We start from the raw sequence: 16,506 nt of genomic DNA, 5'->3' as shown, positions 1-16,506 counted from the left end.
AGTTTTAAACAGGCTTTGTGGAGCGGGGCCGTCCGTGCTGCATGGCCTTGTGATGTGGCCGGGAATTTCTTTTTCTCTGATGATCCTCTCATCCGGTTTTTTGCTCAAAGGCTCTTCCTCTGCGTGAAGTCCGCTTGATGCTGTCTCATGATCGTGTCACATACTGACCGAACCGATCGGTCAGCCGATACCCCTGCGGGTGAAGTGGCTGCTGAATGAGTATGCGTTTGATGGACAGGGAACAGGATGGCCGACGACCATAACGAACAGGCTGAAGCCGCATCTGAAACCGGCGCCAAGCCATCCGAGAAAAAGAAAAGCGCGCGCGGCAAGATTATTCTGACAATCGTGATTGTGGTTCTGGCGATTGCTGCGGGCGTGTACTGGTTTTTGACCCGTAACGAGGTGGAAACTGACGATGCCTTTACCGCTGGCCGTTCCATTTCCGTAGCGCCCCATGTGGCTGGATACGTGACCGAACTGCTGGTGAACGATAACCAGTTTGTCCGCAAAGGCCAGTTGCTGGCCCGGATTGACCCGCGTGACTGGAAAGCCGCACGGGACAAGGCTGCGGCGTCCCTTATCCGGGCGCAGGCCGCCAAGCAGGGTGCGGACATGCTGCATCAGGTGGCCACGCTGGAATTCCCCGGCAGGTTGATTGAGGCACAGGGTAATCTTGCCGCCGCCAAGGCTCAGGTGTTCAAGGCGGAAGCTGATTACAAGCGTCAGCGCTCCGTTGAACGGGCAGCAACGTCCCAGCAGGATATTGATTACGCCCGTGCAGCGCTGGATGCGGCCAAGGCGCAGGTTATGGAAGCACAGGGTGCGGTGCAGACCGCCACACCGGTTCTGCCAAACGTTGAAAACACAAAAATTCAGGTCAGCCAGCAGGAAGGGCAGGTGCGCTACGCTCAGGCCGAACTGGACAGTGCTGACCTGAACCTTGAATGGACGGAAATTCGCGCGCCGCATGATGGCTGGATCTCCCAGCGTAATGTGGAGCAGGGAAATTACGTTTCAGCCGGTCAGCACATTTTCTCCATTGTGGAGCCTGAAGTGTGGGTGGTGGCCAACTACAAGGAAACGCAGATCACCCGCATGCGGCCTGGCCAGAAGGTTGATATCAAGGTGGATGCCTATTCCTCCATCAAGCTGCATGGCCATATTGATTCCCTGCAAAAGGGAACTGGTGCCACGTTCAGTGCCTTCCCGCCTGAAAACGCGACGGGCAACTACGTGAAAATTGTGCAGCGCGTGCCGGTGAAGATTGTGATTGATGATGGGCTGGACCCTAACCATCAGCTTGCTCTGGGGCTTTCCGTTGTGCCTGTTGTGCATGTGGACACGGCCGGACAGCCGGATGGCGTGCCGCACGATAACGCAGCCACCCGTACGCCAGAGCATGAGCCCGCCGCACAATGAGCGGACAGGCCGACGCCGCAGCCGCGGGGTGGAAACCCACCCATAATCCATGGACAGTCGCTTTTGTGGTGACAATGGCGGCGTTCATGGAAATTCTGGACACCACCATCGTCAACGTCTCGCTGCCGCATATCGCGGGTAGCCTGTCCAGCACGTATGATGATGCAACGTGGACGCTGACGGCCTATCTTGTTGCCAATGGCATTGTGCTCACCATTTCCGGGTGGTTAGGAAAAGTCTTCGGGCGCAAGCGCTACTTCATGATCTGTATCGTGATGTTCACGGTCTCCTCCTTCCTGTGCGGTATGGCGACCAGTCTGGTGGAACTGATCCTGTTCCGCATGATGCAGGGCTTTTTTGGGGGCGGCCTTCAGCCCAATCAGCAGTCCATCATTCTGGACAGTTTTCCGCCTGAAAAACGGGCGGCTGCGTTTGGCCTGACCGCCATTGCCGCCGTGGTGGGGCCGGTTATCGGCCCGACGCTGGGCGGCTGGATTACGGATAATTTCTCCTGGCGCTGGATTTTCTTTATCAACGTGCCCTTCGGTTTTCTGACAACAGTTGGGGTTGCGACCGTTGTGGAAGATCCACCCTGGGCACAAAAGCGCAAAGCGCCGATTGATATTATCGGTATCAGCCTGATCACCCTGGGGTTCAGTTGCCTTGAAGTGATGGTGGACCGTGGTGAAGATGCTGACTGGTTTGGCTCCAACTTCATTCGTGTCATGGGCGTTCTGGCGGTTGTCGGGCTGGTGGGTGCGGTCTTGTGGCTTTTGCACACAGACCGGCCTGCGGTGGATCTGCGCGTGTTCAAGGATCGCAATTTTGCAGTCGGCACGGCGCTGATGGGGGCCATGGGGGCATTGCTTTATGCCTCCGCCATTATTGTTCCGCAGTTTGCTCAGCAGGTGATGGGATACACCGCCACGCTCTCCGGCCTGATTCTCTCGCCCGGTGGTATTGCGGTGATTGTCCTCATTCCCATTGTAGGCAAGCTCATGACGTTGATGAGCGTGCGTAGTGTGATTGCCCTGGGGTTTGGCTTGATGGGGCTGGCGCTGTTCAGTTCCGCCAATCTGGTGCCCATGCTGGACTTCAAGCATCTGGTGCTGTTCCGCATGAGCCAGACGGCCTGCCTGGCCTTTCTGTTCGTGCCGCTTTCAACCATTGCGTATTCAACCATTCCGGAACGCCTGAATGCGGATGCATCGGCTCTTTTCAGTATGTCCCGAAATGTGTTGGGGTCTCTGGCTATTTCGGGCGCCACAGCCTTGCTGATGGAGCGGAAGCAGGCACATCAGGCCCATATGGTCCAGTGGATGACCCCGTATCATCAGCCCTATAATGATTACTTTGATCAGGCAAAAACAGTGGCGCAGGCGCGTGGTGCAACCGAGCATGCGGCAGAAGGCATTGCCCAGCATGTGCAATATCTGGAATTCAGCCGTCAGGTCGCGATGCTGACCTACAATGAAGTGTTCATGATTCTAGGGATTGGCGCGTTCTTGTGCATCCCCTTCTGCTTCCTGTTCACCCCGATCAGGGGTGGAGGCAAACCCGGAGCCGCGCACTAAGTGCTGTTTTGAAAAACCCGTCAGATCAAGTCTGGCGGGTTTTTTTATAGACGCACGAGAAGGAGAGAGTGCCTCAAATCGCGTGTGTGAAACACGCGAAGTCCCGCACCAGTTTTTCATAAATAGGCTTTTTGAAGCCCACGTTCCGTTGGGGCAGGGACGCGAGGTCTGCCCACTGGAAGGCATCAAATTCCGGCGGGTTTTGCAGGTTCAGATTGATGTCCTGATCTGTGCCGGTAAAGGCAAGCGCAAACCATTTCTGTGTTTGCCCGCGATACTTGCCACCCAGCGCCTTGCCAATCAGATTTTCAGGCAGATCATAGGCAATCCATTCTGGATGTTCTTTCAGAATGTGCAGTTTGTCCGTGCCAATTTCTTCCTGCACTTCACGCAGCACAGCAGCTTCAGGTGTTTCGCCTTCGTCTATGCCGCCCTGCGGGCATTGCCATACGCCTTCTGAAAGGGGACCGCCCACGCCGGGCATATCCGTGCGGCGGGCGATAAAGACTTTGCCGTCTGCACGGAAAATAAGGGCTCCTACATTTGGACGGTAGGGCAGGGTATCAGGAGAAAGGGTTGTCATGGCTCAGAATCGGGGCTGCTGGGAGTTCTGCTGGTTCCAGTTGGGCGCGGACAGGTGAACATGCATGCCACCATCGGCCTGAGCAGGACCTGTAGAGGGTGCTGGCGTGGTAGAGGACGGTGCCGCAGCCGGTTGGGGCGCAACAAGCATGCTGACAGGCACCAGTGTAATGCCCACATCTTTCAGGTGCGGAATCCACGCACGCAGGCAGGCCAGAGCCACAGGGCGCAAAGGCCCCATCACCCCAATGGCACGGCCATTCCGGCGCGCCGCCTGCTGAAGTTTCAGCAACTGGATATCAATATTGACGATATCTGTATCGGTATTGATGCTGACATCCGCTGTGCCAATGGCACCCGGCCCCTGCACGGCTGTTCCCGGCGTTGCGTTCAGGTAGAGAAGGCCGCGCTTATCAATATCAGTCAGAATAGGCGTGAAAGCAGGAGAATGAGGGAACGCCCCACCATTCTGGCCGGAAAAGGCGTTGGTTACACCTGCATAGCCCGCAAGGCTTGAAAGCGCCCAGCTATAGTTTTCCATATTTTTAGATGCGGAAAGCCCAGCCCCCAGGGCTCTGGGGCCAGCATTGTTCGCAGCCTTGGCGTCTGCTCCGCCTGCGGCTTTATCGTCCTGAACCGGCAGGGACAACAAGGTTTCATGCTTGTGGGCACGCGCCTGCTGGATAATGTCATCCGCATCAGAGACATAGGGAGAAATGGCGAGAGAAACCGGACCGGGCAGGGAGGTCATGGCTTCCTGCGTCAACGCCTCAGAATCTCCTACGCCGTCAATCAGGAGCGCCACCTGGGCGGAGCCTGCGGGCACATCTACCACAGGGGCGGCATATACCTGGCGCGCCATACGCCCATGCTGGCCGCGTTTGGGCAGTGCGTAGCCATTCGGGCCGCTATGGTTTTCAAGCAGGTCCGCCTGCAGGCCGGGAATATCGATTTTGGCCGCCTGCGGCTGCGCAGAGTCTGCTGAGGGTAGATCAATGTCCTGACCGCCAATTTCCGGACGCGGCGGCCCCATGATCTGCAAGGTGATCGCCAGCACGCCAACTGCGGCGGCGGTGCCTCCCCAGAAGCGGACAAAGGCCCGGCCAGAAGGTGGCATCTGCTGCCACAGGGACGTGCTGTGCATGATGGCTGTTCCTGTCACGGATTAATGGTGCGGGGCTTCGTCCTTGGTCACCACTTTTGCAGGCGGCAGGGCGGCTGCCGGATCAGGTGCAGGCAACCCGGCCATGGAGCGCACAACCCGCAATCCCTGCTGAAGCTGGAAATCCGTTTTGGGTTTTGTGTAGTCAAATTCAGGCCAGTTGGCCGGAGGCTCCGCCGGAATATCCTTGGCAATGGCTGGCAGGTCCGTGCGGGGCACGGCTTTGGTCTGGTTGCCGCCCTGATTTTTCAGAATATGTTCAAGATCTGCTTCATGCAGGCTGAAGCCGGGGTCTTCGCGCGTTTCCCGAACGGCAATATCGGGCGTAATGCCCAGCGCCTGAATGGATCGGCCGGAAGGCGTATAGTAGCGCGCCGTGGTCAGGCGGATGGCACCGTTGCCCGGAATGGGCATGATGGACTGCACGGACCCCTTGCCGAAGGATTTTGTACCCACCAGCACGGCCCGATGATGATCCTGCAATGCGCCGGAGACAATTTCAGACGCCGAAGCAGACCCACCGTTGATCAGCACCACAACGGGCAGACCATCGGTAATATCCGTACCGTGGGCATCCCAGCGCTGGCTGTCCTTGGGGTGGCGGGCGCGGGTGGAGACAATCTCGCCAGACCGGATGAAGCTGGAAGACACATCAATGGCCTGATTCAGCAGGCCGCCGGGGTCATTCCGCAGATCAAGCACAAGCCCGGCCAGCTTGCCGCCTGCCTGCTGCTTCAACTGGTTGTAGGCTTTGAGCAGCCCTTTTTCCGTTTCCTCATTGAACTGGGCAATGCGGATATAGCCGATGCGATCATACAGCGCGGATTTGATCACTTCGATATGAATGATCTCACGCGTCAGCGTCAGGACGATGGGCTTGGGTGTTTTTTCACGTACCAGCGTCAGGGTGATCTTGGTGTTGGGTTTGCCGCGCATTTTCTTCACGGCTTCATCCAGCGGCGTGCCATCAACGGGGTGGCCATCCACAGCGATGATATAATCACCCGGCTTGATGCCAGCGCGGAAGCCCGGCGTGCCATCCACAGGCGAGACAACGCGGATATGGCCGTCCTGCTGCTGAAGCTCCAGCCCAAGCCCGCCGAACTCGCCTTTCATCTGCACCATCATGTCTTCGTACTGCTTTTCAGTCATGTACGAACTATGGGGGTCCAGCCCGGTGAGCATGCCGTTCAGGGCGTTGGTGATCAGATCCTTGTCAGAAACAGGTTCAACATAATCTGCACGGACAAGATCAAGCACGGTGCCAAACAGGGTCAGCAGCCGGTAGGTTTCCGCATGGTTGGCGGTAGGGGAGGCATCGGGCGCTTTCTCAGCCAGCGCGGGGGAGGCGAGCATGCCTGCGCCAGAAAGCACTCCTGAGTGGGAGGCCACGGCAAGGCCTGCCAGAAAGGTAGCGCCGAGCATCAGACCTGTGCGGAACTTCATGCGATCTCGTCTCCTGTCGCCGGGCGTGGCCCGTGCGGTCGTATCCTGTACTGTTGTATTGCACATCGTGCGGCCAAACCGGAGCAGTGCCTGCCTCTTGCCACCACTCTGCGGCAACGGAGAGTAGCGGCTTCTGCCGCTCAGGAAAACTGCCTGTGCGCTTTTCCTTACAGGAATGGCGCAGGGTTGACAGCCTTCTGACCATGGCGAAGCTGAATAAACAGGGTGCCGGAGCCCCCCATATGCCCAACGGGTGCGCCTTTTGTGAGGCTTTGCCCGGTTTCAACATCCAGTCCACCCAGTCCCGCCATGACAAAACGGTAATGCTGCCCGCAGTTGAGGATGATCATCTGGCCATAGGTTCGGAACGGGCCTGCAAAATCAACGCGCCCCGAACAGGGGGTGCGTACGCTGGCACCCGGCGGGGTACGGTAGGTCACACCCGTTGCCGGACCAGATTCGGTGGCGGAACCCCATGTTGTTACCAGTGCGCCCGCCACGGGGCGCGTGCCGCCACCCGTTGGCGCACGCTCACTCAGGCCCGGACCTGCTGATGTCTGAATAGCTTGCATCTTCCGGCGTGCGGCATCGGCCTGCTCCTGCGCGCGGCGGCGGGCGGCCTCATCTTTTGCCGCCTGATGGGCGCGCTCGGCTGCGGCAATTTCCTTTTGCAGGGCGGCTTCTGCATTGGCTTGCAGCGCATCCAGACGGGAGACGGCATCCTGAAGGGTGGACGCCTTTTTTGTGGCGTCTTCCAGCCGTTGAGAGGCTGCGCGGGCGGCGGCGTTGGCTTGCCGCTGGGCATCACGCGCTTTGAGGGCCTGCTGCTTTACCGTATCACGCTGCCGGGTCTGGGTCTGTTGCAGGGTGGCAAGCTGGGTAAGGTGGGTTGAAAGTTCGGTATCAAGGGCTGTCAGTTTTTCCTGTCTGGCCCGCATATCCTCGGCCTGATGCTCCAACTCGCGTGAGAGGCCACGCAGAACCAGAAACCCTGTTACAGCTTCACCTTGAGGCACGGGGGCAGCCAGAAGGGTGTCTGAGGGGTAAAGGGACAGGCGTTCGGCCAATGGTAGAACGGGGGAGAGCGCTTTTGCATCTTCCCCCAATGCGGCATGCAGGCTGGTCTGCTCTTTCCGGATATCTGCAATACGGGAATCGAGATCAGCAATCTGCTGTTCCGTGGTTTGCAACTGCGTGGTGGCGCTAACGGTCGCGGCGGAAAGCGCGGTGGCTTTGGCGGCACTTTGTACGGCCAGCGCCTGAGCCGCCGCATTCCGTGCGCGGGAGGCTTCCACCGCCGCAGCTTGTGCCGCTTTTTGCCGGTTTATGGCATCCCGTTGGGCCTGCGTGGTTTGCAGCGCCTGCCGCGCCTGCTGCACAGATTGCTCGGCCTGCTGTTCCGCTTTTGTCGTTGGACTACTGCTGCCGGAGGCTTTGGAGCTTCTGGTGTGGCTGCGTGAGGATGTGGCGTGATGGTGGCTGGCTGAGGACTGGTTGCTTGCATGCCCAGCGCTATGGCTGCTTTTGGCCGCTCTGGTTTTTTGCGAAGCGGCTAGCGCCGTGCCGGGGGATATTCCAGCCCCTACAGTCAGAAGCACGGCGGCAAGGCCACACACTCCCCCCGCCAGAAGGCGGCGCTGGGCAAAGGGGGGAGAGGGTGGCAGCGTAAAGAGCATTCAGTCCGTTAACAGGGATACGCCGGTCATGTCATCCGGTTTGGGCAGGCCCATCATATCCAGCAGGGTTGGGGCCAGATCTGCCAGCCTGCCATCTTTCAGTTTTCGGTCGCCCACATTGAAGGCCACCAGCGGAACAACATTAAGCGTGTGGGCCGTGTGAGGCACCCCGGTATCCGGGTCTCTCATGGTTTCGCAGTTGCCATGATCCGCTGTAACCAGCAATGCACCATTCTGCTTTTTCAAAGCCTCCAGAATACGGCCTACGCCCGTATCAACCGTCTCAACCGCTTTGATGGCTGCTTTCAGAACCCCCGTATGTCCCACCATGTCCGGATTGGCGAAGTTCAGCACAATCAGATCATATGTGCCGCTTTCAATGGCATGCACGGCTTTATCCGTCAGTTCCGGCGCGGACATTTCCGGCCGGAGATCATAGGTGGCGACTTTGGGGGAAGGGACCATGATACGGTCTTCTCCCTCAAACAGCGTTTCCCGACCGCCATTCAGAAAATAGGTAACATGCGGGTATTTTTCGGTCTCCGCCATGCGCAACTGTTTGCGGCCTGCGCGGGAGACAACTTCACCCAGAATATTGGTGAGTGTTTCCGGCGGGAACAGGATGGAAATACGTTCCACCAACGTATCGCTGTAATGGGTCATACCCAGTACGGCCGCGAAGGAAACCACCTTATGGCGTGCAAAGCCGTCAAAATCGGGCTCCACCAGCGCATCAAGAAGTTGCCGGATACGGTCTGCACGGAAATTGAAGGACAGAATAGCATCTCCATCCTTCATGCCGGTGTAGCCTTCAAGCACCGTGGGGAGAATGAATTCGTCCGTGGTATTGGCCTTGTAGGCGTCTGCAATCACATCCTGCGCGGTTGCGGCTTTCGGCCCTTCGGCAGTGACAATGGCGTTGTAGGCTTTTTCAACCCGTTCCCAACGCTTGTCGCGGTCCATGGCGTAATACCGGCCGCTGACAGTTGCGAGGGTGACACCAGCTGGTAGTTCAGCCTGCAACTTTTCCAGATACCCCTGAGCGGATTGCGGTGGTGTGTCTCGCCCGTCTGTAAAGACATGAAACGCGACGGGAATGCCCGCTTTCGCCACAATACGGGCAAGTGAAACCGCATGATCCTGATGCGCATGCACCCCACCCGGGGAGACAAGGCCCATCAGATGACAGGTGCCTCCGGTTTTTTTCAGCGTAGCAAGAAAAGCCTGCATCACCGGACTACGGGCAACAGACCCGTCCCGCAGGGCGGTAAAGATCCGGGGCAGTTCCTGCATGACCACGCGACCGGCCCCGATATTCAGATGCCCGACTTCCGAATTACCCATCTGGCCTTCTGGCAGGCCCACATCCTCGCCGCAGGTGCGCAGAAAGCTGCGCGGCGCATTGGCCCAAAGCGCATCAAAAACGGGCGTGTTGGCAAGCTGGACTGCGTTATCTGAGGAGTCTTCTCTCCAGCCGAACCCATCAAGAATAACCAGCATGACGGGACGTTTGTGCTGCTGCGGCGCGGAGGTGCTCATGGGGGCATGCCTTCTTATGTTTTTGTTGGAAAGATCATGCCACCAAATGCCTTTTTTCACAAAGGGGACAGGCGTTTTCTTCCTGGAAAGCGCATGGGGCTTCTTGAGGTGGATTTTCAGGACAAACTGACGCAAGCGCTGTTTCGGGCCGGAAGAGGGCCTGACAATACCGGTTCAGAGTGCCGTGGAAGGTTTCCGGCGAAAAATTCTGCTCGGAACGAAGTTCTTTTCGTCAGGACAACCTATGTCAGGAAAACACTCTCAACAGCAGCGTGCCGCATTTTAATGGGGACGCGCCTTATGCGGAGAGTGAGAAGGACGAAAGAAGGGTGTGTTGAGAAAAAAGACGGGGAGGCAGTGTGCCTCACCCGTCGAAAAGTGTTTTAGGCGCGGCGCACAATATAGGAGTGGCCGAGCGCTTTGGTAATCAGCGCGGCGTGTTCGGGGTCGCGCGCTTCAATCATGACTTCCAGTTCTGCTGCCTGAACGGAGGGAGCCGCAAACAGGCGCTGGTGAGACACTTCTATTATGTTGCCGCCTGCTTCCCCAATGGTCTTGGAAATATCGGCCAGAACGCCAGGGCGGTCTGGAATTTCCATGATCAGGCGGAGAATGCGCCCATCGCGCAGCATGGCGCGCAGAAGGGTGTTGGCCAGAATACGGCTATCAATGTTGCCGCCAGAAATAGGTAGCGCCACCTTTTTACCCCGGAACAGGTCCGGGTAAGTCAGCACCGCCGCTAGTGCCGCAGCACCAGCACCTTCACTGATCTGCTTTGCCCCTTCTGCCAGCAGAGTGATGGCGGTCTCTACCGCACATTCGGGCACGACCAGAACTTTGGAGACCAGCTTGCGGATGACTTCATCCGGTGCTTTGCCAATCTGCAGAACTGCAATGCCTTCTGCAATGGTCGAGCCACCATTGGGATGGGTCGCAGGGCCGGGGAAGGCTGAGAGGGAATCATACCCTTCCACTTCCACGCCAATCAGTTCCATGTCCGGGCGCATGGCGCGCGTGGCGACAGCACACCCGCTGAGCAGCCCACCGCCGCCAATGGGGGCGACCAGCATATCCAGCGGGCCGGCATCTTCCAGCAGTTCCAGCGCGCATGTGCCCTGGCCTGCCATAATGGCAGGATCATCATACGGATGGATGAAGGTGCGGCCTTCCCGTGCCTGAAGATCCTGTGCGAACAGCAGGGCTTCTGCAAAGCTTTCGCCTTCCAGAACCACGCGGGCGCCCCAGTTGCGGGTACGCACCACCTTACCGGCGGGCGTGAATTTGGGCATGACGATTACGGCATCAATACCCAGCAGGCTGGCATGACGTGCCACGCCCTGCGCATGGTTGCCGGCCGAAACGGCAATCACCCCGCGCTGGCGTTCTTCAGGTGTCAGCAGGGCCAGCTTGTTGGCGGCCCCCCGTTCCTTGAAGGAGCCAACGGCCTGAAGGTTTTCAAGCTTCAGGGTAATGTCCGCGCCCGTGGCCTTGGACAGCGCGTGAGAGGAAATCGTGGGCGTGCGGAGAACATTGCCCTTGATTCGCCCCGCCGCTGCGGTGACGTCCTCAAACGAGATCATGTCAGATGAATTTCACGGAAAGGATTTCATACGTCCGGTCACCGCCCGGAGCAGGCACGGAAATGCTGTCTCCTTCATGCTTGCCAATCAGAGCCTTGGCCAGCGGGGAGGAAATGGACAGCAGGTTCTGTTTGATGTCGGCTTCATACACGCCAACAATCTGGTACGTGGCTTCCTTGTCCGTGTCTTCATCAACCACGGTTACGGTTGCGCCAAACTTCACCTGATCGCCAGAAAGGCTGGTGGGGTCGATCACCTCGGCGGTGGAGACAATTTCTTCCAGCTCAAGGATACGGCCTTCGGTAAAAGACTGCCGTTCACGGGCTGCATGATATTCCGCGTTTTCGGACAGATCCCCATGGCTTCGGGCTTCCGCAATGGCGCGGATAATGGCCGGACGTTCCTCGGACTTGAGCCTGCGGAGTTCGTCTTCAAGACGCTTCAAGCCTTTGCCCGTCATTGGAGTTTTCTGCAAGGCGTATCCCCAAAGTGATTTTGCCAGCACACTGGCTGGCATTAAAGTGACACAGATAAGCGGGCACGCACCGCGCCGCTAAAAAAGCGGGCAGCCACCCGTCCGGAACAGCCGGGCAGGCTGTAACGCCTGCCCGTTCTGATCAGAATGTTCCGCTAAAGTATGACTGAAGCGGCGCAACATCAAGCGGTCCTTCCCGCATTGCCGCAATCGCATGGATTGCAGCGCGGGCTCCGGCCATGGTTGTGTAGTGCGGAATACCCAACACCAGAGCTGAACGGCGGATGTCAAAACTGTCCGCAACGGACTGTGCGCCCTGTGCCGTGTTGATGACCATCTGCACCTCACCGGATCGAATGGCGTCCACACAATGCGGGCGGCCTTCCAGCACCTTGTTCACCACGGAAACCTCTATTCCGGCATCCCGCAGCTTTTTGGCTGTGCCGCGTGTGGCCAGAATTTTCAGGCCCATCTTGGCAAGCTGGCGGCCCAGCGCAGGCAGGTGTGGCTTGTCGCTTTCCCGCACGGAAAGGAACACCGTGCCTTCAGTCGGCAGGCGCACGCCAGCCCCAAGCTGGGATTTGGCAAAGGCGCGTTCAAAGGACGTATCAAGCCCCATCACTTCACCCGTGGAGCGCATTTCCGGGCCAAGGATGGTGTCCACTTCTGCAAAGCGGTTGAAGGGGAACACAGCTTCCTTCACTGCCACGTGCGGCGTGACGGCGCGGTCATCCAGATTGAAGGCGGTCAGCTTTTCACCGGCCATCACGCGGGCACCAATCTTGGCGACCGGAACGCCAGTGGCCTTGGCCACAAACGGGACCGTGCGGGAAGCACGAGGATTGACCTCCAGAACGAAGATTTCCTGATCCTTGATGGCGTATTGCACGTTCATCAGGCCCACAATGCCCAACTCGCGCGCCATGGCTTCGGTCTGGGCCTTCAGTTCCGTCACAATGGCGGGGGAGAGCGTGTAGGGCGGCAGGGCGCAGGCGCTGTCACCCGAATGGATGCCCGCTTCCTCAATGTGCTCCATAACACCGGCCACATACACTTCCTCGCCATCGGAAATGCAGTCTACATCGGCTTCAATGGCTTCGTTCAGGTAGCGGTCAATCAGCACGGGGCCGGAGGCAATTTCGTGCCCGGCTAGTTGCAGGGCCACACGCATGTAGCGTTGCAGAGAGGCGCGGTCATACACGATTTCCATGGCGCGGCCGCCCAGCACGTAGGACGGGCGAACAACCACGGGGTAGCCAATCCGTTCCGCCACATCTTCCGCTTCCTGCGGGGATCGGGCAATGCCGTTGGCGGGCTGGCGCAGGCCAAGCGTGTGCAGCATGGTCTGGAAGCGTTCGCGGTCTTCCGCACGGTCAATGGCGTCTGCCGGGGTGCCCAGCAGCGGAATGCCAGCCTTTTCAAGCGCATGAGACAGTTTGAGCGGAGTCTGCCCGCCATACTGCACAATGCAGCCTTTGATTTTGCCTTTCTGCTGCTCACACCGGATGAGGGCGATCACATCTTCCGCCGTAAGGGGCTCGAAATACAGGCGGTCAGACGTATCATAATCGGTGGAGACGGTTTCCGGGTTGCAGTTGACCATAATGGTCTCAAACCCGGCTTCACGCAGCGCATAGGCTGCATGCACGCAGCAATAATCGAACTCGATCCCTTGCCCGATCCGGTTGGGGCCACCGCCCAGAATGATAATCTTTTCACGGTCCGTCGGGTCGGACTCGCACACCGGCGGCGCAAACATGCCTTCATAGGTGGAATACATATATGGCGTGCTGGAAGCGAACTCGCCCGCGCAGGTATCAATGCGTTTGTAAACGGGGGTTACGCCTGCTTCCGTGCGAAGTTCGGCCACTTCGTCCGCCTGCACACCGGAAAGGCGGGCAAGCTGCACATCCGAAAAGCCAAGCGCTTTCAGGCGGCGCAGGCTCTGGGCGTCACGCGGCAGACCGTGGTTTTCCACTTGCCGTTCTGCATGAACGATCGTTTCAAGCTGACGCAGGAACCACGGTTCAAAGCGGCAGGCTTCATTGATCTCTTCAACGGACAGGCCAGCACGCAGCGCCTGAGCCGCCATGAGAATGCGTTCCGGGCGCGGCTGGGAAAGGGCAGCGCGGAAGGCATCCACGCCGCCATCGCCGGGTACGTCCACAGGGTCCAGCCCATGCAGGCCGGTTTCCATGGACCGCAGGCCCTTCTGCAAGGCTTCCGGGAAGGAGCGGCCAATGGCCATGGCTTCCCCCACGGATTTCATGGAGGTGGAGAGCAGGGCAGGTGCACCGGGGAATTTTTCAAACGTGAAGCGGGGGATCTTCACCACAACGTAGTCAATGGTCGGCTCGAAGGAGGCCGGGGTGGTTGTGGTGATGTCGTTCTTCAGTTCGTCCAGCGTGTAGCCCACAGCCAGCTTGGCCGCGATCTTGGCGATCGGGAAGCCGGTAGCCTTGGAGGCCAGTGCGGAGGAGCGGGACACACGGGGGTTCATTTCAATCACCACCATGCGGCCATCTGCCGGGTTCACGCCGAACTGCACGTTCGAGCCCCCGGTTTCCACGCCAATGGCGCGCAGGCACGCAAGGGACGCATCACGCATGCGCTGATATTCCTTGTCGGTCAGCGTCAGTGCGGGAGCCACGGTGATGGAGTCACCCGTATGGATGCCCATGGGGTCAATGTTTTCAATGGAGCAGACGATAATGCAGTTGTCCGCCTTATCGCGCACAACTTCCATTTCGTATTCTTTCCAGCCCAGAAGGGATTCTTCAATCAGCACTTCCGTGGTGGGGGAGGCATCCAGACCGGAGGCCACAATCTGCTCAAATTCCTCACGGTTGTAAGCAATGCCGCCGCCAGAACCGCCCATGGTGAAGGAGGGGCGGATAATGGTGGGGAAGCCGATGTTTTTCAGCGCTTCCCGTGCTTCATCCATGGTGTGGGCAATGAAGCTGCGCGGGCTTTCAATGCCGATGGCATCCATGGCTTCACGGAATTTCTGACGGTCTTCAGCACGGTCGATTACTTCCGCATCGGCGCCAATCAGTTCCACGCCATGTTTTTTCAGGAAGCCGGAGGCATCCAGAGCCATGGCGGTGTTCAGCGCGGTCTGGCCACCCATGGTGGGCAGCACGGCATCCGGCTTTTCCTTCAGGATGATGCGTTCAACACACTCTGGGGTGATGGGCTCCACATAGGTGGCGTCCGCCAGACCGGGGTCGGTCATGATGGTAGCGGGGTTGGAGTTGACCAGAATGACCCGGTAGCCTTCTTCCCGCAGGGCCTTGCAGGCCTGTGCGCCGGAATAGTCGAACTCGCAGGCCTGCCCGATCACGATGGGACCAGCGCCAATAATGAGGATGGAGCGAATATCTGTCCGTTTGGGCATGATGCGTTCAGTCCTGACAGGCAGCCCGCAGGGGGCTGAAAAAGCGGGAAAAAGAAGGATGGATGCGGGGTGTTGCCGTGCTGAGGCGCACGGCGGGCCGGGGCAGATCAGTTCTTGCTGGCATGAGCATCAATCAGCGCCACAAAGCGTTCAAACAGGTAATAGCTGTCAGACGGGCCGGGGCTGGCTTCCGGGTGATACTGCACGGAGAAGGCGGCATAACGGTCCGAGGCCAGACCTTCGTTGGAGCCATCGAACAGGCTGACATGCGTGACGTGCGCATCGGCGGGCAGGCTGTCCGCATCCACGGCAAAGCCATGGTTCTGGCTGGTAATTTCCACGCGGCCGGTTGAGAGATCTTTCACCGGCTGGTTTGCCCCACGGTGGCCACGGGCCAGCTTGTAGGTCTTGCCGCCGAGCGCCTGCGCCAGAAGCTGGTGGCCAAGGCAGATGCCAAACAGCGGAATACCGGCGTCAAGCACATCCTTGATGGCAGGCACGGCGTAGCTGGCGGTGGCTGCCGGATCACCCGGACCATTGGAGAGGAAAACGCCTTCAGGTTTCAGGTCCAGAATTTCTTTCGCCGAGGAGGTGGCTGGCACGACCGTTACGTCACATCCGGCGGCGACAAGGCAGCGCAGGATGTTGCGCTTGGCACCGTAATCAACGGCTACAACCTTGCGGCGCTTGCCGGATACCGCGCGAGTGCCTGCGGGCCATTCCCACACGCTTTTGTCCCAGGTGTAGGGGGCTTTGCAGGTGACTTCCTTTGCCAGATCCATGCCTTCCAGGCCTGGCCACGCCTTGGTGGCGGCCTGAAGGGCATCCAGATCGAACTTGCCGTTTTCAGGGTAGAACAGGGCGGCGCTCTGCGCACCCTTGTCACGGATTTTCAGGGTGAGGGAGCGTGTGTCCACGCCCGCAATGCCGGGCACGTTGCGTTTTTTCAGCCACGCATCAAGGCTGGCTGTGGACCGCCAGTTTGCGGGTTCGGTCACATCTTCCTTGACCACAAGCCCGCGGGCGGCCACCTGATCGGCCTCGTCATCTTCCGCATTGGTGCCCACATTGCCGATATGCGGGAAGGTGAAGGTAATGATCTGCCCGGCAAAGGAAGGGTCTGTGAGCGTTTCCTGATAACCCGTCATGCCAGTGGAGAAGCAGATTTCCCCGATGCTGGGCTGCTGGGTGAAGGCGCCAAAGCCCTTGCCCCACAAAATGGTTCCATCTGCAAGAACAAGGGCGGCTGTTGCGCCATCCGGGCGGGCATCGGGCATGGATGATCCTGTTGTGCTGCCTCCCGTAGGGGAGGATTTGTCCTGAAGCGTGGGGTCTGCGGGCTGGAGATCAGCCAGGGAAAGGCCGGTGGCCTGTGCAATGACAGGCCAGTGACGGGAGGGGATGGCCTGCGCCTGCCGCCATTTGCGAATGGCCTCCGTGCCAACGCCGGTAAGCCGGGCTGTTGCTTCGGGGCCGCCTAATCGGGCAATTATGGTATCGATTGACATGGGCATGGCTTACGTTGTTCCTCCCGTGGCGTCCCTTCTAGCAGTCCGTGAGAGAGGTGGGAAGAAATTTCCCACGTGCCGGATTGGGTTTGGTGGGTGAGTGGGAAATTTCTTCCCACAGGATGACTGTCCGTCACGTGTCCTC

At 58.9% G+C, this 16,506-nt stretch carries 12 protein-coding genes; 3 read left to right on the top strand and 9 right to left on the bottom strand.

Annotation, left to right across the window (positions count from 1 at the left end; all coding sequences use genetic code 11):
- The first annotated feature begins 246 nt into the window (after positions 1-246).
- Positions 247-1,422 (top strand): HlyD family secretion protein, encoded by a 1,176-nt coding sequence (locus tag ASN_RS00475; RefSeq protein ID WP_058986911.1) that lies wholly within the window; start codon positions 247-249, stop codon positions 1,420-1,422.
- Entirely contained in the window at positions 1,419-2,996 is a 1,578-nt protein-coding gene (locus ASN_RS00470; protein ID WP_006559285.1) for a DHA2 family efflux MFS transporter permease subunit, read from the top strand. Before ASN_RS00475 ends, ASN_RS00470 begins: the two co-directional genes overlap by 4 nt.
- Positions 2,997-3,069: 73 nt before the next feature.
- Here the strand turns inward: ASN_RS00470 and ASN_RS00465 are convergent, their stop codons facing one another.
- The 5 genes from ASN_RS00465 to gpmI form a co-directional block, all read right to left on the bottom strand.
- Complete coding sequence (locus ASN_RS00465; protein ID WP_058986910.1) at positions 3,070-3,579, bottom strand: RNA pyrophosphohydrolase; 510 nt, start codon at positions 3,577-3,579, stop codon at positions 3,070-3,072.
- Between the two features lie 3 nt (positions 3,580-3,582).
- Positions 3,583-4,722, bottom strand: a complete 1,140-nt coding sequence (locus tag ASN_RS00460; RefSeq protein ID WP_058986909.1) for a divergent polysaccharide deacetylase family protein — start codon at positions 4,720-4,722, stop codon at positions 3,583-3,585.
- A gap of 21 nt (positions 4,723-4,743) precedes the next feature.
- Complete coding sequence (locus ASN_RS00455) at positions 4,744-6,186, bottom strand: S41 family peptidase (RefSeq protein WP_006559288.1); 1,443 nt, start codon at positions 6,184-6,186, stop codon at positions 4,744-4,746.
- A gap of 167 nt (positions 6,187-6,353) precedes the next feature.
- A complete protein-coding gene (locus tag ASN_RS00450; RefSeq protein ID WP_058986908.1) occupies positions 6,354-7,862 on the bottom strand; it encodes a murein hydrolase activator EnvC family protein in 1,509 nt (502 codons plus the stop codon).
- Complete coding sequence (gene gpmI, locus ASN_RS00445; protein ID WP_058989027.1) at positions 7,863-9,401, bottom strand: 2,3-bisphosphoglycerate-independent phosphoglycerate mutase; 1,539 nt, start codon at positions 9,399-9,401, stop codon at positions 7,863-7,865.
- Between the two features lie 6 nt (positions 9,402-9,407).
- Here gpmI and ASN_RS19365 point away from each other — a divergent pair, with 6 nt between their 5' ends.
- Positions 9,408-9,788: a hypothetical protein gene (locus tag ASN_RS19365; RefSeq protein WP_157765067.1), complete on the top strand. Its 381-nt coding sequence runs from the start codon at positions 9,408-9,410 to the stop codon at positions 9,786-9,788.
- On the opposite strand, the gene ASN_RS00440 is transcribed toward ASN_RS19365, so the two are convergent.
- The 4 genes from ASN_RS00440 to carA form a co-directional block, all read right to left on the bottom strand.
- Complete coding sequence (locus tag ASN_RS00440; RefSeq protein ID WP_058986907.1) at positions 9,785-10,981, bottom strand: threonine ammonia-lyase; 1,197 nt, start codon at positions 10,979-10,981, stop codon at positions 9,785-9,787. The two genes, ASN_RS19365 and ASN_RS00440, sit on opposite strands and share 4 nt — an antisense overlap.
- A 1-nt stretch (position 10,982) precedes the next feature.
- Positions 10,983-11,456 (bottom strand): transcription elongation factor GreA, encoded by a 474-nt coding sequence (gene greA, locus ASN_RS00435; protein ID WP_039903066.1) that lies wholly within the window; start codon positions 11,454-11,456, stop codon positions 10,983-10,985.
- Positions 11,457-11,598: 142 nt separating this feature from the next.
- On the bottom strand, positions 11,599-14,853 hold the full coding sequence (gene carB / locus ASN_RS00430) for a carbamoyl-phosphate synthase large subunit (RefSeq protein WP_058986906.1): 3,255 nt from the start codon (positions 14,851-14,853) through the stop codon (positions 11,599-11,601).
- Between the two features lie 107 nt (positions 14,854-14,960).
- Positions 14,961-16,367, bottom strand: a complete 1,407-nt coding sequence (gene carA, locus ASN_RS00425; protein WP_058986905.1) for a glutamine-hydrolyzing carbamoyl-phosphate synthase small subunit — start codon at positions 16,365-16,367, stop codon at positions 14,961-14,963.
- Between the last annotated feature and the right edge of the window lie 139 nt (positions 16,368-16,506).

Origin of the sequence: Acetobacter senegalensis (genome assembly GCF_001499615.1) — a bacterium.
GTDB classification, from domain to species: Bacteria; Pseudomonadota; Alphaproteobacteria; order Acetobacterales; family Acetobacteraceae; genus Acetobacter; species Acetobacter senegalensis.
This window is presented reverse-complemented; position numbering and strand designations above follow the sequence as displayed.